The 24,690-nt window shown below is 69.4% G+C and carries 21 protein-coding genes; 12 read left to right on the top strand and 9 right to left on the bottom strand.

The genetic code is table 11. The features are described from left to right. Window positions 1–102: 102 nt before the first annotated feature. Window positions 103–2,124 carry a PhoX family protein gene (locus tag V1227_RS28485; RefSeq protein ID WP_329788456.1) on the bottom strand — a complete coding sequence of 674 codons (2,022 nt, stop codon included), beginning with the start codon at window positions 2,122–2,124 and terminating at the stop codon, window positions 103–105. Window positions 2,125–2,439: 315 nt separating this feature from the next. On the opposite strand from V1227_RS28485, the gene V1227_RS28480 reads away from it, so the two are divergent. Both V1227_RS28480 and V1227_RS28475 read left to right on the top strand, forming a co-directional pair. Then, the gene (locus tag V1227_RS28480) at window positions 2,440–3,069 is read left to right on the top strand and encodes an HAD family hydrolase (protein ID WP_329788455.1); all 630 of its coding nucleotides are present in this window, start codon (window positions 2,440–2,442) and stop codon (window positions 3,067–3,069) included. 99 nt (window positions 3,070–3,168) lie between these two features. Further along, window positions 3,169–3,903: an SDR family NAD(P)-dependent oxidoreductase gene (locus V1227_RS28475; RefSeq protein WP_329788454.1), complete on the top strand. Its 735-nt coding sequence runs from the start codon at window positions 3,169–3,171 to the stop codon at window positions 3,901–3,903. 35 nt (window positions 3,904–3,938) lie between these two features. On the opposite strand, the gene V1227_RS28470 is transcribed toward V1227_RS28475, so the two are convergent. Together V1227_RS28470 and V1227_RS28465 are read right to left on the bottom strand one after the other, a co-directional pair. Next, on the bottom strand, window positions 3,939–5,024 hold the full coding sequence (locus V1227_RS28470; RefSeq protein WP_329788453.1) for an inositol-3-phosphate synthase: 1,086 nt from the start codon (window positions 5,022–5,024) through the stop codon (window positions 3,939–3,941). Between the two features lie 31 nt (window positions 5,025–5,055). After that, window positions 5,056–5,601 (bottom strand): PadR family transcriptional regulator, encoded by a 546-nt coding sequence (locus V1227_RS28465; RefSeq protein ID WP_236221053.1) that lies wholly within the window; start codon window positions 5,599–5,601, stop codon window positions 5,056–5,058. Window positions 5,602–5,766: 165 nt separating this feature from the next. Here V1227_RS28465 and V1227_RS28460 point away from each other — a divergent pair, with 165 nt between their 5' ends. The 3 genes from V1227_RS28460 (at window position 5,767) to V1227_RS28450 (ending at window position 10,775) form a co-directional block, all read left to right on the top strand. Next, window positions 5,767–6,165, top strand: a complete 399-nt coding sequence (locus tag V1227_RS28460) for a DUF5318 domain-containing protein (protein WP_236221054.1) — start codon at window positions 5,767–5,769, stop codon at window positions 6,163–6,165. A gap of 404 nt (window positions 6,166–6,569) precedes the next feature. Further along, entirely contained in the window at window positions 6,570–9,011 is a 2,442-nt protein-coding gene (locus V1227_RS28455) for a transglycosylase domain-containing protein (protein WP_329788452.1), read from the top strand. A gap of 150 nt (window positions 9,012–9,161) precedes the next feature. Then, complete coding sequence (locus tag V1227_RS28450) at window positions 9,162–10,775, top strand: glycosyltransferase family 87 protein (protein WP_329788451.1); 1,614 nt, start codon at window positions 9,162–9,164, stop codon at window positions 10,773–10,775. Here V1227_RS28450 and V1227_RS28445 read toward each other — a convergent pair. From V1227_RS28445 to V1227_RS28435, 3 genes are read right to left on the bottom strand one after another with little or no spacing between them, the layout of a single operon-like run. Then, the gene (locus V1227_RS28445) at window positions 10,687–11,694 is read right to left on the bottom strand and encodes a GDSL-type esterase/lipase family protein (protein ID WP_329788450.1); all 1,008 of its coding nucleotides are present in this window, start codon (window positions 11,692–11,694) and stop codon (window positions 10,687–10,689) included. The genes V1227_RS28450 and V1227_RS28445 overlap by 89 nt on opposite strands. Before the next feature lie 18 nt (window positions 11,695–11,712). After that, the gene (locus tag V1227_RS28440; protein WP_329788449.1) at window positions 11,713–13,089 is read right to left on the bottom strand and encodes a glycosyltransferase family 87 protein; all 1,377 of its coding nucleotides are present in this window, start codon (window positions 13,087–13,089) and stop codon (window positions 11,713–11,715) included. A gap of 23 nt (window positions 13,090–13,112) precedes the next feature. After that, window positions 13,113–13,883, bottom strand: coding sequence for a deoxyribonuclease IV (locus tag V1227_RS28435; protein WP_329788448.1), 771 nt, complete (start codon window positions 13,881–13,883; stop codon window positions 13,113–13,115). Window positions 13,884–14,014: 131 nt separating this feature from the next. Here V1227_RS28435 and V1227_RS28430 point away from each other — a divergent pair, with 131 nt between their 5' ends. The 6 genes from V1227_RS28430 (at window position 14,015) to dnaB (ending at window position 19,292) form a co-directional block, all read left to right on the top strand. After that, window positions 14,015–14,953, top strand: a complete 939-nt coding sequence (locus V1227_RS28430) for a hypothetical protein (protein WP_329788447.1) — start codon at window positions 14,015–14,017, stop codon at window positions 14,951–14,953. 101 nt (window positions 14,954–15,054) lie between these two features. Further along, window positions 15,055–15,363, top strand: coding sequence for a 30S ribosomal protein S6 (gene rpsF, locus V1227_RS28425; RefSeq protein ID WP_236221059.1), 309 nt, complete (start codon window positions 15,055–15,057; stop codon window positions 15,361–15,363). 29 nt (window positions 15,364–15,392) lie between these two features. Continuing rightward, window positions 15,393–15,896, top strand: a complete 504-nt coding sequence (locus V1227_RS28420; RefSeq protein WP_086666964.1) for a single-stranded DNA-binding protein — start codon at window positions 15,393–15,395, stop codon at window positions 15,894–15,896. A 59-nt stretch (window positions 15,897–15,955) separates the two neighbouring features. Beyond that, a complete protein-coding gene (rpsR, locus tag V1227_RS28415) occupies window positions 15,956–16,195 on the top strand; it encodes a 30S ribosomal protein S18 (protein ID WP_030465683.1) in 240 nt (79 codons plus the stop codon). Between the two features lie 17 nt (window positions 16,196–16,212). After that, window positions 16,213–16,668 (top strand): 50S ribosomal protein L9, encoded by a 456-nt coding sequence (gene rplI, locus V1227_RS28410; protein ID WP_236221060.1) that lies wholly within the window; start codon window positions 16,213–16,215, stop codon window positions 16,666–16,668. 596 nt (window positions 16,669–17,264) lie between these two features. Continuing rightward, window positions 17,265–19,292, top strand: coding sequence for a replicative DNA helicase (dnaB, locus tag V1227_RS28405; protein ID WP_329794133.1), 2,028 nt, complete (start codon window positions 17,265–17,267; stop codon window positions 19,290–19,292). Here dnaB and V1227_RS28400 read toward each other — a convergent pair. Further along, window positions 19,289–19,717 (bottom strand): hypothetical protein, encoded by a 429-nt coding sequence (locus tag V1227_RS28400; protein WP_329788446.1) that lies wholly within the window; start codon window positions 19,715–19,717, stop codon window positions 19,289–19,291. The genes dnaB and V1227_RS28400 overlap by 4 nt on opposite strands. Window positions 19,718–19,767: 50 nt before the next feature. Next, window positions 19,768–20,364, bottom strand: a complete 597-nt coding sequence (locus V1227_RS28395; RefSeq protein ID WP_329788445.1) for a TetR/AcrR family transcriptional regulator — start codon at window positions 20,362–20,364, stop codon at window positions 19,768–19,770. Window positions 20,365–20,487: 123 nt separating this feature from the next. Between V1227_RS28395 and V1227_RS28390 the strand changes: the two genes are divergently transcribed. Further along, a complete protein-coding gene (locus tag V1227_RS28390) occupies window positions 20,488–21,342 on the top strand; it encodes an SDR family oxidoreductase (RefSeq protein ID WP_329788444.1) in 855 nt (284 codons plus the stop codon). 193 nt (window positions 21,343–21,535) lie between these two features. Here V1227_RS28390 and V1227_RS28385 read toward each other — a convergent pair whose 3' ends face one another. Next, a complete protein-coding gene (locus tag V1227_RS28385) occupies window positions 21,536–24,664 on the bottom strand; it encodes a beta strand repeat-containing protein (RefSeq protein ID WP_329788443.1) in 3,129 nt (1,042 codons plus the stop codon). Window positions 24,665–24,690: the final 26 nt, after the last annotated feature.

Genomic DNA, 24,690 nt, shown 5'->3' with positions numbered 1-24,690 from the left:
GAACTGGCCGAACCTAAGAGCCGAACGAGATCGCCTGCCGTCCTGCAGATGAACAGCAGGCGAACTCGTACTACACCCGCACGACCACAGCACGCAGGGTGATCAACCGATCTCACCCAGCTGACGACGGCCCTTGCGCCACACGGCGACGACCGACGGGCGGGGCCTGCTGGTGCCGCGGTCCGGCCAGTTCGACACGGGCTTGTCCGCGCTCGCGCCGTCCACCTCGCCGGGGTGCTGCACGCACACGGTGATCACCCGCTCGCCGATCACCGGTCCGCAGGTCTCACCGCCGCGCGGCACGGTGAGGAACAGCTTGAGGTGACCGCGTTCCGGCCCTTCGAGCGGCACGCCGTAGAGGCCGTCGTTGAGCCCGTCGAGCTTGCCGTCCGCGTCCGTGGAGATCCACAGGTTGCCGTGCCGGTCGAACGCCACGTTGTCCGGGCTGGAGATCGGGCTGACCTGCGACTTGTCGTAGCCGCCGAAGTAGGTGGCCGGGTCGTCGGGGAAGCCGCAGACGAGGAACAGGCCCCAGTTGAACGTCAGCGCGAGCGCGTCGCCCCGCCGTTCGGTGATCTCCAGCACCTGGCCGTGGCGGTTGTTGACCCGCGGGTTCGGCTCGGTCGCGCCCTCCTTGCCGGGTGTGACACCGCGTTCGACGTTGTTGCTGAGCGCGCAGTAGACCGTGCCGGTGCGCGGGTGGCACTGGATGTCCTCGGGGCGGTCCATCTTCGTCGCGCCGACCTTGTCCGCCGCGAGGCGCGTGAAGACGTACACCTCTTCGGCGGTCATGCCGGGCACGAAGGACCTGTCGCCCGCCGCGAGCGGGATCCACTCGCCGGTGCCGTCGAACTTGCCGTCGCTCGGCAGCTTCCCGGTGCCGTCGATCTCGCTCACGGGGCTGTCGCCCTTGAACCGGCCCACGTACAGGGTGCCGTCGTCGAGCAGCGTCATGTTGTGGCGGCGTGCGGCCTTGCTGTTGCCGCGCTTCATCTTGCCGTTGGAGATGAACTTGTAGATGTACTCGAACCGCTCGTCGTCACCGGAGTAGGCGACGATGCGACCGTCGTCGGCGACGCGGATGTTCGCGGTCTCGTGCTTGAAGCGGCCGAGGTGGGTGTGCTTGACCGGAGTGGAGTCCGGGTCGTGCGGGTCGAGCTCGATGACCCAGCCGAACCTGTTGACCTCGTTGGGTTCCTGCGCGAGGTCCCAGCGCTTGTCGAAGCGCTCCCACTTGCGGGTGGTCGCGTTCCCGGTGACGCCGTAGCGGGTCAGGCGCGGGTCGTTGCGGCCGGCGGCGTTGGCGAAGTACTGGTTGAAGTTCTCCTCACCGGACAGGATCGTGCCCCACGGCGTGACGCCGCCGGCGCAGTTGTTGATCGTGCCGAGCACCCTGCGGCCGGTCGGGTCGACGGAGGTCTTGAGCAGGTCGCTGCCCGCGGCGGGACCGCGCACCTCGAACGGCGTGTGCAGCGTGATGCGGCGGTTGTACTTGCTGAACTTCGGCCGGTAGTGCCCGGAGAACAGCGACCGCTTGATCATGAAGACGGACAGGCCGTGCGCGGCCCAGCCGATCTTCACCTGCTCCTCGGTCGGGTTGTTCGGGTCGTACCCGCGGAACATGAACGTCTCGCTGGTGTACTCGTGGTTCGTGACCATGATCCCGCTCAGTTCCAGCGGGTCCAGCGGCAGGATCGCGGCGAAGTCGCAGTTGAAGCCGAACTGCTTCTCCTGCTTGGCGGCGGTCTGGTCGTCGAAGTCGAACTCGGGGACGCCGGGGAACAGCGGGTCGCCCCAGCGGATCACGATCCCCTGCTCGTACCCCTCGGGGACGACGACCTCGTCCAGGGTGTTGACCTCGACGGGCTTGAAGTCGAGCCCCTTCGGCGGGCGGTGGCCCTGCGCCTGCGCGGGGGCCGCGGCGGCGGTCGCGGGCAGGGCGACCGCCGCGGTGGCCGCGACCACGGCACCGGCCTTGAGGGCGGTGCGGCGGCTGACCAGGTCGCCGAAGTAGGGGTTGTCGGAGGTGTTCGGGACGTCGTGGAAGCACGCGTCCCCGCAGCGGTACTCGCACGTCACCGCTGCTCTGCCGACGCGGTGGTTGACGAGAGGCAGAGGGATCATGGTGGGGGCCTCCTACGGTCGGCTGGGGAACCGCACCCGACCGTAGGCGTCCGTTCATGCTTTGTTAACCCACAAGTTGTTCACCCGCGAGCACAGCTTCGGACGGAACGTCCCTTGTGTCCGTGCGGGTGAACACCGGCAGTCCGGTGGCCACGAGGCAGAGGACCGCGGCGACGACGAACGGCGACCAGGCGAGAACTGTGAAGAACGCGGCCGCGCAGGCCGATCCGGTGAAAGCGACAACCGCCTGGGCTGAGCCGGCAGATTTTCATTAGCATAGCGAAGCATTGTGGAGCACGCGGTACGGTTCCCGGTGTGGATGCGGTGATCTTCGACCTCGACGGCGTGCTGATCGACTCCGAACAGGTGTGGGACGAGGTGCGCCAGTCGTTCGCCGCCGCGCACGGCGGGACGTGGACGGCCACCGCCACCCGCGACATGCAGGGGATGTCGACGCCGGAGTGGGGCGCGTACCTGGTCGAGGCGGTCGGGGTGCGCCTGGAGCCCGAAGAGGCCTCCGCCGGGGTGATCGCCGAGATGGAGAAGGCCTACGCGGCCCACCTGCCGGTGATTCCCGGTGCCGTCGAGGCTGTTCGGGCGGTGGCCTCGCGGTTTCCGGTGGCGATCGCGTCCTCGGCGCCCGCCGTGCTGATCAGGGTCTTCCTCGACGTGACCGGGCTGCCGGTGCCCGTGGCCGTGTCTTCGGAGGAGTGCGCTGCCGGGAAGCCCTCGCCGGACGTGTACCTGCTGGCGGCCTCACGGCTCGGGGTGTCCGCCACTTCCTGTTATGCGGTCGAGGACTCGACGAACGGGTTGAAGGCGGCGCTGGCCGCGGGGATGACCGTGCTCGCGGTGCCGAACCCGCACTTCCCGCCCGCCGCGGAGGTGCTGGAGCAGGTGCGGGTGCTGGGGTCGATCTCGGAGCTGCCGGACGCGCTGGCGTGACGCATCTCCTGCTGCCTCTGCCAGCAGGTCTGGTGCTGAGCACCAGAACCACGGGCAGGTGCCTCCCGTCGGGCGCCGTCTGTCCTTAGCGTGGCGTCCATGACGCAACGAGTTGCTGTGGTCACCGGCACCGCGCAGGGCATGGGTCGGCGCATCGCCGAGGTGCTGCGCGAGGACGGGTACGCCGTCGTCGGCTTCGACCTGCGGGAGAGCGAGGGCGGGATCGTCGGCAACGTGGCGAGCGCCGCGGACGTCCAGCGCCTGACCGAACACGTCCTCGACACCCACCAACGGGTCGACGTGCTGGTCAACAACGCCGGGATCGCGGGCATCGTGCCGTTCGAGGACACCAGCCTCGAGCAGTGGGAGCGGATCATGGCGGTCAACCTGACCGGGCCGTTCCTGCTAACGCAGGCGCTGGGCAGGGTGATGCTCGAGCAGCGCGGCGGCAGCGTCGTCAACATCGCGTCCGTCGCCGGGTTGCAGGGGGTAGCGGACCGGGCCGCCTACAACACGACCAAGCACGGGTTGATCGGGTTGACGCGCACGCTCGCCGTCGAGTGGGGCGGGCGGGGGATCAGGGTCAACGCCGTGTGCCCCGGCTGGGTCAAGACCGAGATGGACGTCGAGTCGCAGGCCGGCGGGTACTACGTGGACGACGACATCACCGACCACGTGCCGGCGGGGAGGTTCGCGGCGCCGGACGACATCGCGCAGGCCGTGCGGTTCCTGGCGAGCGACAACTCGAAGTACGTCAACGGTGTCGCACTGCCCGTCGACGGTGGGTGGACCGCGGACGGCAGCTGGCAGAAGCTCAGGCTCTCGAAGCGCTGAGAGGAGGGGCCGCCGGGAAGGCGGCCCCTCGCAGATCAGGCTTCGCCGCGGATGAACGCCTCGACGGCCTCGTGCGCCTCGGAGTCCGAGTACTGCACGGGCGGGGACTTCATGAAGTACGACGACGCCGAGAGGATCGGGCCGCCGATGCCCCGGTCGAGGGCGATCTTCGCCGCGCGGACCGCGTCGATGATGATGCCCGCGGAGTTCGGGGAGTCCCAGACCTCCAGCTTGTACTCGAGGTTCAGCGGCACGTCGCCGAACGCGCGACCCTCGAGGCGCACGTAGGCCCACTTGCGGTCGTCGAGCCACGCCACGTAGTCCGACGGGCCGATGTGGACGTTGCGCTTGCCCATCTCGCGGTCCACCTGGGACGTGACGGCCTGGGTCTTGGAGACCTTCTTGGACTCCAGGCGCTCCAGTTCCTTCATGTTCAGGAAGTCCATGTTGCCGCCGACGTTCAGCTGCATGGTGCGGTCGAGCTGGACGCCGCGGTCCTCGAAGAGCTTCGCCAGCACGCGGTGCGTGATGGTGGCGCCCACCTGGGACTTGATGTCGTCACCGACGATCGGGACGCCGGCGGCGCGGAACTTCTCCGCCCACTCCGGGTCCGAGGCGATGAAGACGGGCAGGGCGTTGACGAACGCCACACCGGCGTCGATGGCGCACTGGGCGTAGAAGCGGTCCGCTTCCTCCGACCCCACCGGCAGGTACGAGACGAGCACGTCGACCTCGGCCTCGCGCAGCGCCGCGACGACGTCCACCGGCTCGAAGTCGGACTCCTCGATCGTCTCGCGGTAGAACCGGCCGAGGCCGTCGTAGGTGTGCCCGCGCTGGACGACGACGCCGAGAGGCGGCACGTCCGCGATCTTGATGGTGTTGTTCTCGCTGGCCACGATCGCCTCGGCGAGGTCGACACCGACCTTCTTCGCGTCCACGTCGAACGCTGCGACGAACTCGACGTCGCGCACGTGGTAGTCACCGAACTGCACGTGCATCAGACCGGGCACGCGGGTGCTCGGGTCGGCGTCACGGTAGTAGTGGACGCCCTGCACCAGCGACGCCGCGCAGTTGCCAACCCCGACGATGGCCACTCGAACGGTGCGGCGGTTTTCGCCCATTGCCGAGTCCTCCTTGATCAACTTTGAAGTCCTACTCGTCCTGCTCGGACAGTTCGTGCTTCTCGTGCGCGATGAGCTCGTTGAGCCACCGCACCTCGCGCTCCGTGCTCTCCAGGCCCTGCCTGTGCAGCTCACGCGTGTAGCGGTCGATCTGCTCACCCGTGCGCGTGAGCCGCTCGCGCAGCCCCTCCCTGCGTTCTTCGACACACCGCCGACGACCCTCCAGGATGCGCATCCTGACGTCGGCCGGCGTGCGCGAGAAGAACGCCAGGTGGACTCCGAACGAGTCGTCGTCCCAGGTCTGCGGGCCCGCGTCGGAGAGGAGTTCGGCGAACCGCTCCTTGCCCTCCGGCGTGAGCTTGTAGACCTTGCGCGCCCGACGTCCCCAAGAAAGAGCCGACTCTTCCGGCCCCTCCTCCACGATCAGGCCCGCACGTTGGAGTCGCCGCAGTGTTGGGTACAGCGATCCGTACGAGAACGCTCGAAACGCTCCGAGCAGGTCATGCAAGCGCTTGCGCAGCTCGTAGCCGTGCATGGGCGCCTCGTGCAGCAGGCCGAGCAGCGCGAACTCGAACACGAGTCACCTCCTCGCGCCTGCACCGATAGGTGAGGCGATTATATCGATGCGATACATCGGTGGGTCCTCTCAACTGTGGGATGTGGCACACCGTGATACCGCGTCCGGGCCCGCTGCCCTGAACGGCCCATCATGGCCAAAGCGACCGGCACGTACTCTTGTCTCGTGTTGACCCAACGACAGGTGGTGGACTACTCGCTGCAGCGCCGCGCGCTGCTGGCGGAGGTCTATGCCGGTCGCACGGGCACCATGGAGGTCTGCGACGCGTCCCCGTACCTGCTGCGAGCTGCGAAGTTCCACGGGACGGCGACCGAAGTGCCGTGCCCGGTCTGCCGGAAGGAACCGCTCACGCACGTCTCGTGGGTCTACGGCGACGAGCTCAAGCACGCGGCCGGCTCGGCCCGCGCACCCGAAGAACTCGCGAAGATGGCGAACCTCTTCGAGGAGTTCTCCGTGTACGTGGTGGAGGTTTGCCGCACGTGCAGTTGGAACCACCTGGTGCAGTCATACGTCCTGGGGAAGCGTGGGCTGGAAAAGCCACGCAGGAGGACCGCGGCGGAATGACCCACAGGTGACACTGCTCCGAATGAAGTACGACCACCGAACCGTGTGCTGACGCACGCCGGTCTGGGAGGCCTTTTCACGTGAACGACCAGCATGATGACAGGCAGCGCGGAGGCGAACCGCAATGGCCGACCGGGGACGACCCGGACGGCGGCGGCACGAGACGCGATGTCCCGAATCAGCCGCGACCGGGCACTCCGCCCGGCGGTTTCGCGCGCCCTCCCCAGGGTGGCACGCCGCCCGGTGGTTTCCCACAGCAGCAGCCCCCACGCCGCCCGAACGGACCAGGCGGTCCGCAGGGTGGGCCCGGTGGCCCGCACGGCGGTCCCGGCCGTCCGCCCGGTCCCGGAGGTCCTGGTGGACCCGGCGGTCCCGGTGGCCGTCCCCCGACGCCTCCCGGCGGCATGCCGATCGCCCCGCCTCCCGGTGGCCGCCGTCCCGGTGGTCCCGGCGGTCCCGGTCCCCAGGGCGGTCCCGGTCGTCCCGGCGTTGCGCCGCGCAACCCCGGTGAGGAACGCACCACGCAGATGCCGCCGGTCAACCGGCCGACGCAGCGCGAACCGGAGCTGATCACCCACCGCGAGCCGGAGGACGAGTTCCTCATGGCGGGCGTCGGTGCCGGTGTCGCCGACGATGACTACGAGTACGACGACGAGCCGGAGCTCACCGAAGAGGAGGAGCGCCGCCTGCGCAAGAAGAAGCTCTGGAAGCGCGTCCGGATCGGTGCGTTCGTCGCGATCGGCCTGATGATCCTCGGGCCGGTGATCGCCGTCGCCGTCGCGTACCCGCTCGTCGACTGGCCGCGCCCGAACGACATCGCGGCCGACCAGGACAAGACGATCACGCTGCTCTACTCGGACGGCACCGAGATGGGCAAGATCACCTCGCCCGGTCAGAACCGCACGATGCTGACGTACGAGGAGATCCCCGACACCGTCAAGAACGCGGTCATGGCCGCGGAGGACGCGAACTTCTACGACAACCCCGGCTTCGACGCCAAGGCCATCGTCCGCGCCGTCTGGATCCAGGCGACCGGCGGCAGCAGTGGTGGTTCCGGTCTGACGCAGCAGTACATCAAGAAGGCGACGGGCAAGGAAGAAGCCACGCTGACCCGCAAGTTCACGGAGCTCGTCAAGGCCTACAAGATGAGCAACGAGTCGGACCACAACACGATCCTCACCGCGTACCTGAACACGGTGTACTTCGGTCGTGGCGCCAACGGCATGAAGGCGGCGGCGCAGGTCTACTACGACAAGGAGATGAAGGAGCTCACGCCTTCCGAGGCGGCCCTCATCGCCGGCATGATCCAGACGCCCTCGTGGTCGGAGGACCAGGAGTACTCGAAGAAGCGCTGGGAGTTCGTGATGCTCCAGATGCTTCAGAAGAAGTGGATCAGCCAGGCCGACTACGACGCGCGCCAGTACCCGACGCCCCTGCCGTTCGAGCAGACGCAGCCCGCGGGTCTCGACGGCCCGCTCGCCCGCGTGAGCCAGCAGGTCCAGAACGAGATCGACAGCGAGCTGATCGGTCTCACGATGGAGAAGGCGCAGAAGGTCGGCGTCACGGTCCACACGACCATCGACCCGAAGATGCAGCAGGCCGCGGTCGACGCCGTGAACTCCGTCATGCAGGGCCAGGACCCGGAGCTGCGCACGTCGCTCAGCGCGATCGAGCCGCAGTCCGGCGCCGTCAGGGCGTACTACCCGGGCAAGGACGGCCTGAAGGGCATCGACTACGCCAAGGGCACGATCCAGGAGGCCGGCTCGTCGTTCAAGCCGTTCGACCTGGTCGCCGCCCTGAAGATGGGCAAGGGCATCGGCGACACCTACGACAGCACGCCGCGCACGATCGCCGGCGTTCCGATCCGCAACGCCTCGAACACGACGTGCGGCAAGGAATGCCCGATCAAGCAGGCCATGAAGGAGTCGCTCAACACCGTGTTCTACGACATGGTGGCGAGCCCGAACGGCACCGGCACGGTCGCCGTCGCGAACGCGGCGCACGAGGCCGGCATCCCGAAGACCGTCATGGTCGACGGCAAGGCGAAGCAGCTGCTGGTCGGTGAAGGCGGCGGCAAGCCCAACGCCGGTATCGCCATCGGCGCCGACAACGCCCAGGTGCGGCCGTTCGACATGGCCTCGGCCTACGCGACGTTCGCCGCCCGCGGCATCTACCGCGCGCCGTTCTTCGTCACGAAGATCGCGGGCCCGAACGGCGACGTCCTCTACCAGCACGTCGACCAGCCGGTCCCGGCCTTCGACCCGGTGGAGGAGAAGAGCCGCGACATCGCCGACAACGTCACCGAGGCGTTGAAGGAGATCCCGGCCTTCTCGAAGATCGGCTGCGCGGGCAACCGCGAGTGCGCCGGCAAGACCGGTACGCACGAGCTCGCCGACAGCATCGACCAGAACTCGAAGGCGTGGATGGTCGGCTACACGCCGCAGCTCGCCGCCTCGGTCTGGATGGGCAAGGACGCCGGCAACGTGCCGATCAGGAACAAGGAAGGCAAGGCGATCTTCGGTTCGGGTCTCCCGGGCCAGATCTGGAAGAAGTTCATGGACGGGGCTCTCGCGGGCGCTCAGAAGGAGCCGTTCCCGAAGCCCAAGCCCCTCGGCAACTTCAACCCGCCGCGGAAGTCGGAGCCGCCACCCCCGTCCAACACGCCGTCCAACACCCCGTCGAACACGCCGTCGTCGAACACGCCGGAGTCCCCGACGAAGCCGACCAGGCCGACGGGCGAGCCGTGCCAGGGCCTGATCTGTCCTCCGAGCAACCCGAACACCTCGACGTCGTCGAAGCCGGGACCCGGCAACCCGACGGGGGGCCGCGACCCCGGCGACACCTGAATGCCCGGGTTGATCTGAGGAACTGAACACGGAACGGGCCCGGCGCCGACGCGCCGGGCCCGTTCCGTTGCCCGGCACCGCGCGGCCGGACCGAGATCGGTCCAGGGATGTTGACCACGGTCAAACGGTCTTGGCCGTAACATCCGCGAGGTGCCCAGCAGCCCTGCCGAGCTTCCCGCCGAGGTCCCGACCGAGGACCGCGCCGAGGACACCGTCTCGCTCACCCGTGAAGAGCGGGTCGCACCCACGTGGACCGAGTCGCTCGCCCGCGGCCTGAGCAGACCGTTCGGCGGTCCTCTCGGCGAGCACGCGCTCGTCGGCAGGAACTACTTCTGGACGGCGGTGCGGGTCGTGCTGATGCTCGCCGTGGTCACGTTGCTGCTGGGGTGGGTGCAGAAGTCGCCGTGCATCCAGCAGTACGTCGACGACAAGGGCGTCGTGCAGCTCGACTGGCGGGGCAGCAGGCAGTTCACGGCCCTCTGCTACTCCGACACGGTGCCGCTGTACACGGCGGAGCGGCTCGACCAGCGCGGTTCCTTCCCGTACATCACGTCGTGGAAGGACGACGAGGGCAAGCCGACCGAGCACGTCCGGTACATGGAGTACCCGGTGGTCACGGGGCTGTTCATGTGGCTCAACGCGCGGGTGGCGCAGGGTCTCGTGGCGCTCGTGCCGGGCATGCCGATGACGGTGATCGTGTTCTTCAACGTGACGGCGTTCTGGTTGGCCGTGGCGTGGCTTGTCACCGTGTTCTGCGTTGCGCGCATTGCGCGTCGCCGGATGTGGGACGCGGCGATAGTCGCCGTGTCGCCGTTGGTCATCGTCCACGCGTTCACGAACTTCGACACGATCGCGACGGCGTTCGCCACGGCAGGTCTGCTGGCCTGGGCACGGAAGAAACCCGTGCTCGCCGGTGTGCTGCTGGGGCTCGGTGGCGCGGCGAAGCTCTATCCGTTGTTCTTGCTGGGACCGCTGCTGTTGTTGTGCTGGCGGTCCAACAGACTCAAGGTGGGTCTCACCACCACCGCGGCGGCCATAGGCGCGTGGGCGCTCGTCAACGCACCGATCGCGCTGAACCCGGCCTCGCACACGGGGTGGAAGGAGTTCTTCCGCCTCAACACCGAGCGCAACGCGGACCCCGACACCCTCTACAACGTGCTCGTGCAGTGGACGGGGTGGCAGGGCTTCGACCCCGGACTGACGCAGGGACAACCGCCGACGGTGCTCAACACGGTCAGCATGGTGTTGTTCCTGGTGTGTTGCGCGGGCATCGCCTACGTGGCGCTCTCGGCTCCGACGCGGCCACGGCTCGCGCAGCTCGGGTTCCTCGTCGTGGCGGCGTTCCTGCTGACGAACAAGGTGTGGAGCCCGCAGTACTCGCTGTGGCTGGTGCCGCTGGCGGTGCTCGCGTTGCCGCGCTGGAAGCTGCTGCTGGCCTGGATGGCGGTCGACGCGCTGGTGTGGGTGCCGCGCATGTACTTCTACCTCGGCACGGACAACAAGGGACTGCCGATCGACTGGTTCCTCGGTGCCGTGCTGCTGCGGGACGCGGCCGTCATCGCGTTGTGCGTCTTCATCTTGAAGGAGATCTACAACCCGGAGCGGGACCTCGTGCGCATGGCGGGCGACGACCCGTTGGCGGGCGTCCTGGTCGATGCGCCGGACCGGCAGCTCATCACACCCGCACGAGGCGAGCCATCGCACCGAATGCGGCCGCGTTCGGGTGCAGGTGATCACCGGAGTCGAACTCCGGACGCAGTCTGAGCGGATCGGCGGGGTCGCGGACGGCGGCGTCGAAGTCGACGTGGCCGGGGAAGGTGGCGCGGATCCACGCGTTCACCTTCTGCCGTTGCTGTTCCTTGGCCTCGGTCCAGGTGTACCAGCCGCGCCACGGCGTGATGGTGCCGAGGTGGAACTGCACGCCCGCGTTCTCGCAACGCCGCTGGATCGTGCGGATGCCCGCGATGACGTTCTCGGCGCTGACGCCGTTCTGGATGTCGTTGATGCCGCCCAGCAGGAAGACCTTCCGCACCTCCCGGCTGAAAAGCACGTCGCGGGACATGCGGATGACCATCGGTGCGTTGCCCACCACCACGCCGTTGCCGTTGATGCCCGCGTTGAGCACGGCGTAGTCGGTTTTGAGCAACGACGGCCACGTGTCGTCGTAGAAGCCCTCGGTGATCGAGTCGCCGAGGGCCACCACCGCGCCCGGTGCCGTGAAGCCCGCCACCTCGACCGCCGAGACCAGGCAGATGTGCTCGCGTGTGGAGGTGATGGTGCGATGTGCGCGCGCCTGACACGGTGTGCCGGCCGGGGTGTACGTGCTGATGTCGAGCGTCTTGGTGACGGCGAGCTGCACGGCGTCGCTGTAGACCTCGTCGCGGGCCCTGATCGTGACGGCGCGGGACCTGTTGAACGTCAGCTGCCGCGTCTCACCGCCTGCCGCGACGGTGACCTGCTCGACGCGGACGGGTTCGGTGCCCATGAGGTTCGACAGGCGCACCCGGACCGAGGTGCCGCCTGCGGTGAGGTCGATCGTCGTCCGCACGCTCCGGTCGGGCACCGCCCCCGACAGGGTCGGGACGGCCTGCCACACGGGCAGCCAGCGGATCACCTCCGACCGCGGGGGCACGCCGGAGGCGCCGCAGGCCAGCAGCAACGCCAGCACGATGATCACCCTCACGGGTGAAGTCTGCGACGATCAGCTCTTCGCTGCCACTGCCCCGCGGAGGAACTTCAGGTCTTCCCGGTCGTCCTCGGTCACGTCCCGGGCCTTGAGGAAGACCACGAACAGCGCGACCAGCAGAGCCGCACGACCCCACACGCCGATCATCACGGCCTGCGCGGAGAAGCTGTCGTAGATCCCGGCCGGCTGACCGAACTCGATGGCCCAGAACCAGCGGAAGATGCCGATCCCCATCGCCAGGTCGACCACGAAGTACACGTACGCCCAGACCAGCTTCACGCGCAGGAGCACGAGGAACGGCACCAGCCACAGCGTGTACTGCGGCGAGTGGACCTTGTGCAGCAGCATGAAGCCGCACAGCATCGCGCCGGACACCGCGATCCACGGGTAGGTGCCCTCGCGGCGCAAGCGCAGCCAGCCGTAGCCGGCGGCGATCGCGAACGAGAGCAGGATCGTGATCGGCGAGATCACGCCGACCAGCGACTGCATGGCGTCGTCGCCGATGAACGGCCGCAGACCCCAGTACCAGATCGAGTTCGTGGTGATGTCGACGCGGCGCAGCTGCTGGAACTCGAACGACGCGAGCCAGCCGTCGTAGCCCGCGAAGGCGAACGGCAGGTTGACCAGCACGACCGTGACGATCGAGGCGAGGGCGACCTTGACCGCGCCGGCGACGTCGACCTTCTTGCCCTCGGGCATCTCCTGGCCGCGCCAGCCGCCGGTGGCGACGAAGAGCATCAGCGGCAGCACGAACGCCGCCGGGTAGACCTTGAACGCGAACCCGAGCCCGAGCAGCACCGACGCGACCACGGCCCGTTCGACCAGCGGCCGGTTCCAGCGGTGCACCACGAAGACCGCGGCCACCGAGCACAGCACGACCGGCAGGTCCCAGTTGTGGAACGCGTAGAGGACCAGCGGTGGCCCGATCGCCCACAGCAACGCGCGCCAGCGGGCGAGCTTGCCCAGCAACCAGCCCGTGAACAGGCCGAACGGCGCCATCAGCAGCGACGAGTAGAGCAGGTACTCCGCGTCGTTGTGCGCGAAGATCGCACCGGCCCAGATGATCAGGCCGGAGAGCACCGGGTACTCGACCGAGCCGCCGACGAGGACGCCCTTGTCGTTGATGCCGCCGTCGACGTACGGGAAGACGTGCCGGTCGATGTCGCGCCCGATCCAGAGGTGCTGGATGTCGGAGTAGCAGACGTCTTCCTTGTTGCGCTCGTCGTAGTCGGGCTGCGTGCGGCCCCACTGGTCGAACGCCGGACCCGTGCAGCGGTCCTTGTTGATGAAGCCCAGCAGCAGCGTGAGGCCGCACAGGAGCACGAGCACGACAGCGGCGGCGCTGCCGAAGCGGTTCGCGAAACGCCGGGCTTCGCCTCGCTCGGGCGTCACGCTCACCACCTCGTGCACGGTGCTCACCGGCCGGCGCGGTCGCGCAGGAAGGCGATGTCGGCGGCCTGGCCCTCGTCCGGTGTCTCCACCACGACGGGGCATCCGGCGGTGGCGGCCACGGCGGCCAGCTGCTCGGCGTCGATGGTGCCGGTGCTGATGTTGTCGTGCCGGTCGCGCGAGGAGCCGAACTCGTCGCGCGAGCTGTTGAGGTGCACGAGGTCGATGCGGCCGGTGATGGCCTTCACCCGGTCGACGACGCCGACCAGGTCCTCACCGGCGGCGAACGCGTGGCAGGTGTCGAGGCAGAAGCCCGCGCCGAACTCGCCGACCGCGTCCCAGAGCAGCTTGAGGGAGTCGAACGTGCGGGCCATGGCGTTCTCGCCGCCCGCGGTGTTCTCGATCAGGACGGGGACCGCGAAGCCGCCCTCGGCGACCTGGCGCTCGAAGAACTTGCGCCAGTTCGCGAAGCCCTCCGCAGGGTCCTCGCCCTTCGTGACGTGGCCGCCGTGCACGACCAGGCCCTTCGCGCCGACGGCGGCGGCGGCCTCCGCGTGCTGGACCACGTTCTTCCTGCTCGGAATCCGGATCTTGTTGTTCAGCGACGCGACGTTGATCAGGTACGGGGCGTGGACGAACACCTCGAGGCCGGAGGCGAGCAGCGCCTCCGTCTGCGGATGGGGTTTGGGCTTCTTCCACCCCTGGGGGTCCGACAGGAAGAACTGGACGACCTCGGCCCCGCGTTCGGCCGCGGCGCCGACCGGGTCGTCGTCGCGTACATGGGCCCCGATGCGCATGCACAGGAGGGTAGTCGGCACCCGCAACGCCATCGCAGCCGCCGCCGATAGGAGTAATCGGAAAAACTGGGGGTGGTTCGCGTCACCACCAGGACCTACGGTCGTTACCAGAGAGTAGGAAAGGGGTTGGCATGCGACTGCTGAGCGTCACCGCCGCGACGTGTCTGGCGCTGGCCTCCGCCGGCGTGGGGGCGGGTCCGGCCACGGCCGCGGAGCCCATCGTCATCGGCAGCTGTGCGACGTCGATCCAGGGCGCGCCCGGCACCCCCGTCTCGCTCAGCCCCGCCGCCGTCACGCAGCCCATCACGGACCTCGTGCGCGCGGTGCCCCTGCTCGGACCACCCCTCGCGGAGCCGTTCAAGCAGGCGTTTTCGCAGGTCAAGCCCATCCCGATCGGTGCGGTGCAGGCCGGGACGACGACCATCGGCGGCGGCACGATCGCGAACGCGGTGATGGTCGAGGTCGCGAAGATCCCGCTGCTCGGCCCGATCCTCGGCACGCTCGACCAGACCGTCCGCGCGACGTTGACGAGCGGCTGCAAGGTCACCGTGACCGGCGTGAACCAGGTCGCGGCGCCGATCCAGGACGGCAGCAGGGCCGTCGCGGAGGCCTCCCGGCAGGCCGTCGGCGCGGTCCCCGGCGCACCGAAGCCCCCCGCCGGGCAGCCCCGGCCCGGTACGCCGCCCGGTCAGCCCGGCACGCAGCCGGGCACCCAGCCCGGTGTCCCCGGCACGGGTGCGGGCGCGCCGAGCAACCGCGACTTCTCGCTGTACCCGGTCGGCGCGAACTTCGGCCGCGTGCCGCTGTTCAGCTACGGCTCGCTGCCGTTCGCGATGCCCGGCCTGTACTCGCCGTCGCCCGGTGTGCGCTACGGCTCCCAGGTCCCGCGCGCGTCCAGCGGCAACGGCATCGAGGGCGACTCGGTGCAGGCGGCCGGCCGTGCGACGGCGCTGCCCAGGCTGGGCGGTCCCGGTGGCGTCGGCGCTCCGGTGCTGGTCGCGGTGCTGATGCTGGCCCTGGTGACGGGCGCGCTGGTGAGGACCTGGGCGCTTCGCCGCACCCCTGCGTAGTCGGTGGACGCGCCCTGTTAACCTTCTTCAGTTGCTGACGCGACGACCCTCCTGCCACGGAGAGCCCGTGGCCGCGAGTCCACAGGAGGTGAGTGGTCCTCATGCGTCATTACGAAGTGATGGTCATCCTCGACCCCAGTCTCGACGAGCGCACGATCGCGCCGTCTCTCGACACGTTCCTCGGCGTCATCCGCACCACGGGTGGAAACGTCGAGAAGGTCGAGGTGTGGGGCAAGCGCCGGCTGAGCTTCGAGATCAACAAGAACACCGAGGGTATCTACGCGGTGCTCGACCTGACCTCGACTCCCGACGCGGTGAAGGAACTGGACCGCCAGCTCGGTCTGCAGGAGACGGTGCTCCGGACGAAGGTCCTGCGCCGCGAGCCCGCCAAGTCGGCCGCCAAGGCCTGACGAACCTCGATTAGGGGAGCTCCCAAGACATGGCTGGTGAGACGACGATCACGGTGGTCGGGAACCTGACCGCCGACCCGGAACTCCGCTTCACCCAGAGCGGTGCCGCGGTGGCGTCCTTCACGGTCGCTTCCACGCCCCGCACCTTCGACCGCCAGTCCGGCGAGTGGAAGGACGGCGAAGCGCTGTTCCTGCGGTGCAACGTGTGGCGGCAGGTCGCCGAGAACGTGGCCGAGTCGCTCACCCGCGGTTCGCGCGTGCTCGTCTCCGGACGGTTGCGCCAGCGTTCCTTCGAGACGAAGGAAGGCGAGAAGCGCACTGTCGTGGAGCTGGAGGTCGACGAGATCGGCCCCTCGCTGCGCTACGCGACCGCGAAGGTCAACAAGGTCAGCCGTGGAGACGGTGGCGGTGGCGGCGGCTTCGGCGGCGGCGGCGGTCAGCAGTCTCGTGGCGGCGGCGCTCCGGCGGACGACCCGTGGGGTTCCGCCCCGCCGGCCGGCTCCGGTGGCTTCGCCGACGAGCCTCCCTTCTAGACCGAACTGCACCGGTCACCCAGTACTTCATTCACCGCGTATCCAGGAGTTAGAGACACATGGCCAAGCCGCCTGTGCGCAAGCCCAAGAAGAAGGTCTGCGCCTTCTGCAAGGACAAGAGCGCGAACCTGATCGACTACAAGGACACGACGCTCCTCCGCAAGTTCATCTCCGACCGCGGCAAGATCCGTGCCCGCCGCGTCACGGGCAACTGCTCGCAGCACCAGCGCGACGTCGCTGTTGCCGTGAAGAACGCCCGTGAGATGGCCCTGCTGCCCTACACCTCGACCGCTCGCTAAGGAAAGGGGACACCGCGATGAAGCTCATCCTCACCGCTGACGTTTCCGGCCTCGGCGCTCCCGGCGACATCGTCGAGGTCAAGGACGGCTACGGCCGCAACTACCTGCTCCCGCGCGGCCTCGCGATCGTCGCGACCCGCGGCGCGCAGAAGCAGATCCAGGTCATCACCCGCGCGCAGGACACCCGCCGCGTGCGCGACCTGGACCACGCGAAGGAGATCAAGGCCGCTCTCGAGGGTCTGGGTGGCGTCACCCTGACCGCGAAGGCCGCCTCGGGTTCGAAGAAGCTGTTCGGCTCGGTCACCAGCTCGGACGTGGCGGCTGCCGTCAAGTCCGCCGGTGGTCCGGTCCTGGACAAGCGCGCCATCGAGCTGCCGGGTCACATCAAGACCACCGGCAAGCACTCGGTGACGGTTCGCCTCCACCCGGAGGTCACCGTCGCGCTGCCGCTGAACGTGACCTCCGCCGAGTGACCAGCCCTGCTCGCCGCTGACGCGGCTTCGCAGGGCTCGGCTTCGGGTGTCCGTTGCGGGGGCGACCCCGCAGACCCCGATGACGACTCGTCGGCAGGTTCGCCTGCGGTTCGGATTGCCGAAGCGCCACCGGCCCGGAATGCTCCGGGCGGGTGGCGCTTTCGCTCGTCCGGAGCAGTGTTGATCTGTCCACGCCCTGTGGATAAACGCGGCGTACAGCGTGTCGGCGACACGCCGAAGAAGGTGTTCTTCACGACACGCCGACCGTGCGCCCCACAACTTTTTCCACAACTTGTACACAGCCCTTGAGCTGGAGTTACTTCTGTCACTCCACTGGTTGTCAACAGGTTGTCCCCAGCGTCATGAGCCCTGTGGGCAACCATCCACAGGTTGTCCCCCAGTTGTCCACAGGGCGATCCACACGCTGGTTTGCTTGCTCCGGACGGGTCCCTCTAGCGTCGCTGCCAGGGAGAGGTCATCGCGCAGCGTGGCCGCCCGAAATTGTCGGTGCAGTGAAGTACAACTAGGGGACCAGGCACCGGCTCTCGACTCTTCGCAGGGGTGATTCAGCAGTGGCGCTCGTGGACGACCGGGGCATGGCGGAGCCCGCATTCGAGCGTCAGCCTCCCCAGGACCTGGCCGCCGAGCAGTCCGTGCTGGGCGGCATGCTGCTGTCCAAGGACGCCATCGCGGACGTCATCGAGGCGCTCGCGCCGAACGACTTCTACCGCCCGGCGCACCAGGCGATCTACGACTGCATCCTCGACCTGTACGGCCGCGGCGAGCCCGCCGACCCGATCACCATCTCCGCCGAGCTCGAGCGCCGCGGCGAGCTGCTGCGCGTGGGTGGCGCGCCGTACCTGCACACGTTGATCGCGACGGTGCCCACGGCCGCGAACGCCGGCTACTACGCCGAGATCGTCGCCGAGAAGGCGGTGCTGCGGCGCTTGGTCGAGGCCGGCACCCGCATCGTGCAGCTCGGGTACAACGGTGCCGAGGGCGCGGACGTCGACGAGGTGGTCGACCGGGCGCAGGCCGCGATCTACGAGGTCACCGACCGCCGCACGACCGAGGACTACGTGGCCCTCGAAGACCTGCTGCAGCCGACGATGGACGAGATCGACGCGATCGCGTCCCGCGGCGGCATCTCGCAGGGCATCCCGACCGGCTTCGCCGACCTCGACGCGCTCACCAACGGCCTGCACGGCGGCCAGATGATCATCGTCGCCGCCCGCCCCGGTGTCGGCAAGGCGCTCGCCCTCGACACCCCGCTGCCCACCCCGTCCGGCTGGACGACGATGGGCGAGGTGGAGGTCGGCTCGTTCCTGATCGGCGCCGACGGCCGTCCGACCAGGGTGGTCGCCGCGACCGAGGTGATGACGGGGCGCCCGTGCTTCGAGGTGGAGTTCTCCGACGGCACCGTGATCGTGGCCGACGCCGAGCACCAGTGGCTGACGGAGTCGTGCAGCGAGACCGGCGGCTTCTGGGCGATCCGCACCACCGCGCAGCTGTTCGACCGCTCCGGCCTGTGCCGCCAGTTCATCCGCATGTCCGCCGCCTGGGAACTGCCCGCGCTGCCGTTGCCCCTCTCGCCGCGCGCTCTCGGCCTGTTCCTCTCGGGCCTCGGCGACCTGGAGCTGACCGACGAGGAACTGCGCGTCGCCAAGGACCTCGGCCTGGCCGACGACCCGCACATCCCCGCCGCGTACCTGCGCGCGTCCCGCAGGCAGCGCGAGGAACTGCTGGCGGCGCTGCAGATCGACGGCCGCTTCGCCCGCCTCCGCCGCGACGTCGACGAGCTCGTCGCGGGCCTCGGCCGCCACGACCGGGTGGAGATCGTCGCGGTGCGCCCGATCGCCTCCGTTCCGGTGAGGTGCGTGGAGGTCGACAACCACGACCACCTGTACCTCGCGGGCGAGACGATGATCCCGACCCACAACTCGACGCTGGGCCTCGACTTCGCGCGGTCGTGCTCGGTGAAGCACGGCCTGACCAGCGCCATCTTCAGCCTGGAGATGAGCCGCACCGAGATCGTGATGCGCATGCTCTCCGCCGAGGCGCGGATCCGCCTGGGCGACATGCGAGGCGGCACGATGAGCGACGACGACTGGACCCGCCTGGCCCGCCGCATGAGCGAGATCAGCGAGGCCCCGCTGTTCGTCGACGACAGCCCCAACCTCACGATGATGGAGATCAGGGCCAAGGCCCGTCGCCTCAAGCAGCGCCACGACCTCAGGCTCGTGGTCGTCGACTACCTCCAGCTGATGTCGTCCGGCAAGAAGTCCGAGTCGCGCCAGCAGGAAGTCTCCGAGTTCTCCCGGTCGCTCAAGCTGATCGCCAAGGAGCTCGAAGTCCCGGTCATCGCGATCTCCCAGCTGAACCGAGGCCCGGAACAGCGAACCGACAAGCGCCCGATGCTCTCCGACCTCCGCGAGTCCGGCTCGCTCGAGCAGGACGCCGACATGGTCATCCTGATCAACCGCCCCGACGCCTGGGAACGCGACGACCCGCGAGCCGGCGAGGCCGACCTGATCATCGCCAAGCACCGCGCGGGCCCGACCGCCACCATCACCGTCGCGCACCAGCTGCACTACAGCCGCTTCACGGACCTGGCGCAGACCTAAGCGCCACGTCCAGGCACATCAGTCCGCCTGGTCACGGGCGGCTGACCTCCGGCGAGGCGCCTGGCGGCCTCCACGACCTCCTCCAGCGGACGGCAGCCGTCGATGATGGTCGCGCCCAGCCGCCGGTACGCGGGCTCGACCTGTGCGTTGTGCCCGAGTGAGGCGGCCAGTTCCTCCGGGTGCTTGCCGAAGGCAATCGTGGTGCGGCTCAGGAGGCGTTGCCGGAGCGTCTCGTCGTCGATCACCAGGCACACGACGAGGTCGAAGAGGTCTAGGACCTCTTCCTCGTTCTCGACGCATCCGCACAGGAACGCCGTCTCCGCCTGCGTTCTCGCGGCCAGGGTCTTGACCTTCTCCCGGTTGATCCTCCAGCCGTAGCGGTCGAGCCAGCCGGCGGGCACCGGGTCGGGAGGGGCGAGGACCACCTCGCCCCTCTACCGGTCGACCCACCGGTTGTAGCCCTCCCAGATCAAGGTCATCTCGGCTCCAGGCCGCGCAGTGCCGTGTCCACCACGTGCTCGACGTATTCGTGGGTCAGCGGGCCCGTGCGTTGCAGCCACCGGTTGAGGACCGGGCCGAAGACCAGGTCGACGGCGACCTCGAGGTCGACGTCCTCGGCGAGCTGGCCGGCGCGCTGGGCGGCGCGGAGGCGTTCCTTCTTCAGCTCGCGCATCGGCTGGTCCAGTCGCGCCCGGTAGTCGGCGGCGAGGGCCGGGTCGTTGACGATCTCGACGTGCATCGCGCGCATGGCCTTGTCGTTGCGCGGGTCCTCCAGCTCGTCGACCGTGGCCTTGAGGACGAGCTTCAGGTCCGCGGACAGGTCGCCGGTGTCGGGCAGTGCCGCGGCCTCGCCCTCGCCGGCGAACGAGAGGAAGGCGTCGAACAGCAGCGCGCCCTTCGACGGCCACCACCGGTAGATCGTCTGCTTGCCGACGCCGGCTGCCTGGGCGATGCCCTCGATGCTGAGCTTCGGATACCCCACCTCCCCGACCAGTTCGATGGCGGCGGTGAGGATGGCGCGCCGGGCGTTGTCGTTGCGGCGGCTGGGATCGGGACCGACCTTCGTGGGCACGCGGGGAGTCTAGCGGCGGACGAGACGAGACGGTCCGTCTTGACGTGGCGGAGGAGCGCGGGCAAGCTGTGGCCATCAGCGAGACGAGACGGTTCGTCTCGTTACCGAACCCAGGGGGACGATGTGGTCACGTCAGCAAGCTCCAAGGTCTGGTTCGTCACGGGTGCCAGCCGGGGTCTCGGCCGTGCCTTCACCGAGGCGGCGCTGGCCGCCGGCGACAGGGTCGTCGGCGTGGCCCGCGACCTCTCGCCGCTCGACGACCTCGCGGAGCGGCACCCCGGGGGGCTCCTCCGGCTGGGCCTCGACGTCACGGACCGGGAGGCGGTCTTCGAGGTCGTGAGCAGGGCGGTCGAGCACTTCGGACGGCTCGACGTCGTCGTGAACAACGCCGGTGCGCTGTTCACCGGCATGGTGGAGGAGTTCGGCGAGGCCGAGGCCCGCGCGCAGGTCGAGCTCAACTTCTTCGGCGCGCTCTGGGTCAGCCAGGCGGTGGTGCCGCACCTGCGCGCCGCCGGAGGCGGACGCCTCCTGCAGATCTCCAGCGTCGGTGCGCTCGGTGGTTTTCCGAGCACCGGGCTCTACAGCGCCAGCAAGTTCGCGTTGGAGGGGATGAGCGAGGCCCTTGCCGCCGAGGTCGCGCAGTTCGGCATCAAGGTCACCATCGTCCAGCCCGGCGGGTACTGGACCGACCTCTACACCAGCAGCAGGGCGACCGAGCCGAACCCGGTCTACGGCGATCTCCGCGCCGAGCTCGAGGAGCAGTGGGCCGAGGGGTCTGTCGACAGCGAGCCCAGGCTGGCCGCCGAAGCGGTGATGAAGCTGGTCGCGAGCGACGAACCGCCGTTGCGGCTCCTGCTCGGCAGCATGGTCTACGACGTCGCCTTCGACATCTCCCGGCGGCGGATGGACACCTGGGCCGCCTGGGAGGAGACCAGCCGGGCCGCGGAGAAGGCGGTTCCCGCACCGACGGCCTCATGACGGCTCACCCTTGCGGGGTTGTTGGAGACGGCGGTGCTGGTCGGCAGGCCGCTCGACGTGCTGGCCGCGGCCAAGGTCCTGAGGCGGGGGTTGCGGCGGCGCAGAACCTCTGGACGGCACCGAGCCCCGGCGACACCGTCGTGTCGCCGGGGCTCGGCTTCTTACCGGAGGAGGGTGTTACAACTGCGGGGTGTTACAGCGAGCCGGTCACCTTCTGGAACAGGTTGGCCGGGTCGATCAGGGCCAGCGCCGGGTTGTTCACCAGCGGCAGCTGCGGCAGCGCACGCTCCTCGGCCTGCGGGGACAGGCCGCGGGTCGGGTTCAGGTCGAGACCCGAGAGCGAGGCCGGGCCGTTGACGGGCAGCGTCGGCAGCGAGCGCTCGGTGGGCACCGCGGGCAGCTGCACCGGCAGCGGCAGGGCCGGGGCGGTCACCGGGACGGACGGCACCGAGCGCTGGGTGGCGCCCAGCGGGACGAGGCGCTTCGCGACCTCCAGCACCTGACCGAGCGGCAGGCCCTGGACGTTCGGCGTGATGCCGGCCGTGCCGCCGTTCAGCGGCAGCGCGGCGCGCTGGGTGGCGCCCAGCGGGACGAGGCGCTTCGCGACCTCCAGCACCTGGCCGAGCGGCAGGCCCTGCACGTTGGGCGTGATGCCGGCCGTGCCACCGTTCAGCGGCAGCGCGGCGCGCTGCTTCGCCAGACCGGGCAGCGCCGGAGCGGAGAGCTTGCCGGGCAGAGCCGGGGCGGGCAGCTGGCCGGGCAGCGCCGGGATGGGCAGCTGGTTGGTCACGGCGAGCAGGGCGGCCGGGTTCGGCAGCTGGTTCACGGGCAGCTTGTCGAGACCGTGGAACGCCGGGACCTCGTCGACCTTCATCAGGCTGTCGATGCCCTTGGGCAGCTGGATGCCCTTGAGCTGCGTGGCGCGCAGGGTGCCGGTGTCCTCGCCGGTGAGCTGCTCATCGTCGTCGACACCCTCGACGATGGCCTGCCCGAGCACCTCGACGGGGATGCGCGCGAGCTTCGCGGCCGCCTCGACCGGGACGGTCATCTCGCGGGCGGTCAGCGGGCCGTTGCCCTCCGTGGTCATCTCGCCGCCGGCCTTGCTGTGCGACGACTTGTCGGTGAGCGTCGTCGCGTTGCCCGCCACCGCGACCGCGTCCGCGTACACGCCGGTGAAGGCGTTGGCGGGGGCGTGGACCAGGTTGCCGGAGAGCGAGGCGTCCTCGGCCGAGGAAGAGCTGTCGTCACCGGACACGACGTTGGTGTCGGACACCGAGTCGGAGTCGGTGATGCCGGCCGCCGAGACGCTGTTGCCGGGAACCGCGGGGAGCACGGCCGGCTGCGCGCCGACCAGGTTGCCGGAGACGGAACCACCGTCGCCGTTGCTGCTGACGTCGCCACCGGCGACGGACGACAGGTCGTTGGTGGACGTGGAGTCGACGTTGCTGCCGCCGCCGGCCGACCAGCCGAGCACCTGCGAGCCGGTCGCGACCGGGGTCGAGACGGCGTTGCCCGCGATGGAGCCCTTCTCGCCGGTGGTGACGGCGTCGCCGCCCGCCTTCATGTCGGTGGCGTTGTCGCCCGTGGTGGAGTTGTTGCCCACCACGGTGAAGCCGTCGGCGAAGACCTGGGCGGGCGTCGAGGTCGGGGCCTGGACGATGTTGCCGGACACCGAGCTCTTCTTGCCGGTCGCCTGCGGCGCGTTGCCCGCGGTGACCGTGGTGTCGTTCGACGCGTCCGACGTGGTGTTGCCCACCACGCCGGCGGTGAACGCGAAGACCTGCGGTGCGGCCGCGGTCGGTGCGGTCACGATGTTGCTGGAGACCGTGCCGCGGTCGTCCGCGGTGTTCGGGGTGCCGCCGGAGCGGACCTCCTTGACCTCGTCGGCCGAGCCGTGGGCCTGGCCGCCGACCGCACCCGCCACGCCGTAGACCTCGGCGGGCGTGGCGACCGGGATCGAGCCGATGTTGCCGGAGCCGACGGAGTCGTTGCCCGTCGTGCCCTGGTAGCCGGACGTGACCGACTTGACGTTGTTCTCGCAGGTGCCCGTGGACTGGCCGACGACACCGGCGCCGTTGCCGCACGCGTCCACGGCCGTGGCCGGCGGGAGGTCCGCGATGTTGCCGGACAGGACCGACTTGTCGCCGATCGTGTAGGCCTCGCCACCGGCGGTCGAGTTCGCCTCGTTCGCGTGGTCGGTCACCGCGTTGCCGACCACCGAGCCACCGTTGCCACCCGCCGCGACGGGCAGCGAGATGGGCGCACCGGCGACGTTTCCGGAACCCGTCGAACCGTTGCCCGTGGTGTGCTTCGAGCCGCCGGCGCGGGAGTCGTTGGTCGTGTCGCTGACCGCGGCCGCGTTGCCACCGAGGGCACCGGCGTTGTCGTCGACCGTGACCGGGCCGGCGAACGAGGGCTCGGCGATGTTGCCGGCGAGCGTGGCGGGGTCGCCGTTGGTGATCGTCTTGCCGCCGGCGTAGGCGGCGCCGGTCTGCGTCGAGTTGCTGGCGGCGTTGCCCGCGGCGCCGGCCGAGTTGCCGTTGACCTCGAACAGCGGGGCCACGGGCACCGGCATGGCGTTGCCGGACATCGAGCCGTTCCGGCCGCTCGTGACGATGTCGCCCTCGGACGAGGCGAACGTGTCGGCGGAGGAGTCGGCCTCGGCGATGCCGCCCGCGCCCACACCGTTGCCGGTGACCTGGACCGGGGTCGCTCCCCGCTCGGCAACGACGTTGCCGGACATCGTGCCCTTTTCACCACTCGTGGTGATGTCGCCGCCGGTCGTCGTGACCTGCTCGGCGTCGCTGGTCCTCGTGGCGGCGTTGCCGCCCGCGCCGACCGCGTTGCCGGTGGCCTGGACCGGGACCACGTGGCCGACGGCGAACACGTTGCCGGCGAGGGACTGGCCCGCGCCATCGGTGACGACGGTGCCGTCGCGGTGCGCGGCCTGCGAGCAGGCGCCGGTCGCCTCGGTGTCGGCGAGAACCGCGATCGCGTTGCCGCAGATGTTGATCGGCACGTCGAGGTGCCCCTGCATCCTGTTGCCGCGCACGACGTGCTGCGTCGGGGTGCTGCGCAGGCGCTCGTGCGTCTGGCGGACCAGCGGGTTCGCGACGGGCGCGGCCGTGCGGGTGGGCACCGCGCTGGTGACGCGGTCCGTGCTGACCGTGCGGTCGACCTTGGGGACCGTGACTTCCCTGGCCGGCGTGGCCAGCTTGTTCTGGTCAGCCTTGATCGGAACCGAGGCCGCGACGTCGACGGGCGAAGGCGGCGCGTCCGGGTCGACGTTCTCCTGGGCAGAAGCGATGCCCGTACCGAGCATCAGCAAACCACCAGTGACAAACGCGG

It is taken from the genome of Lentzea sp. DG1S-22 (genome assembly GCF_036321065.1).
Taxonomy (GTDB): Bacteria; Actinomycetota; Actinomycetes; order Mycobacteriales; family Pseudonocardiaceae; genus Lentzea; species Lentzea jiangxiensis.
This window is presented reverse-complemented; position numbering and strand designations above follow the sequence as displayed.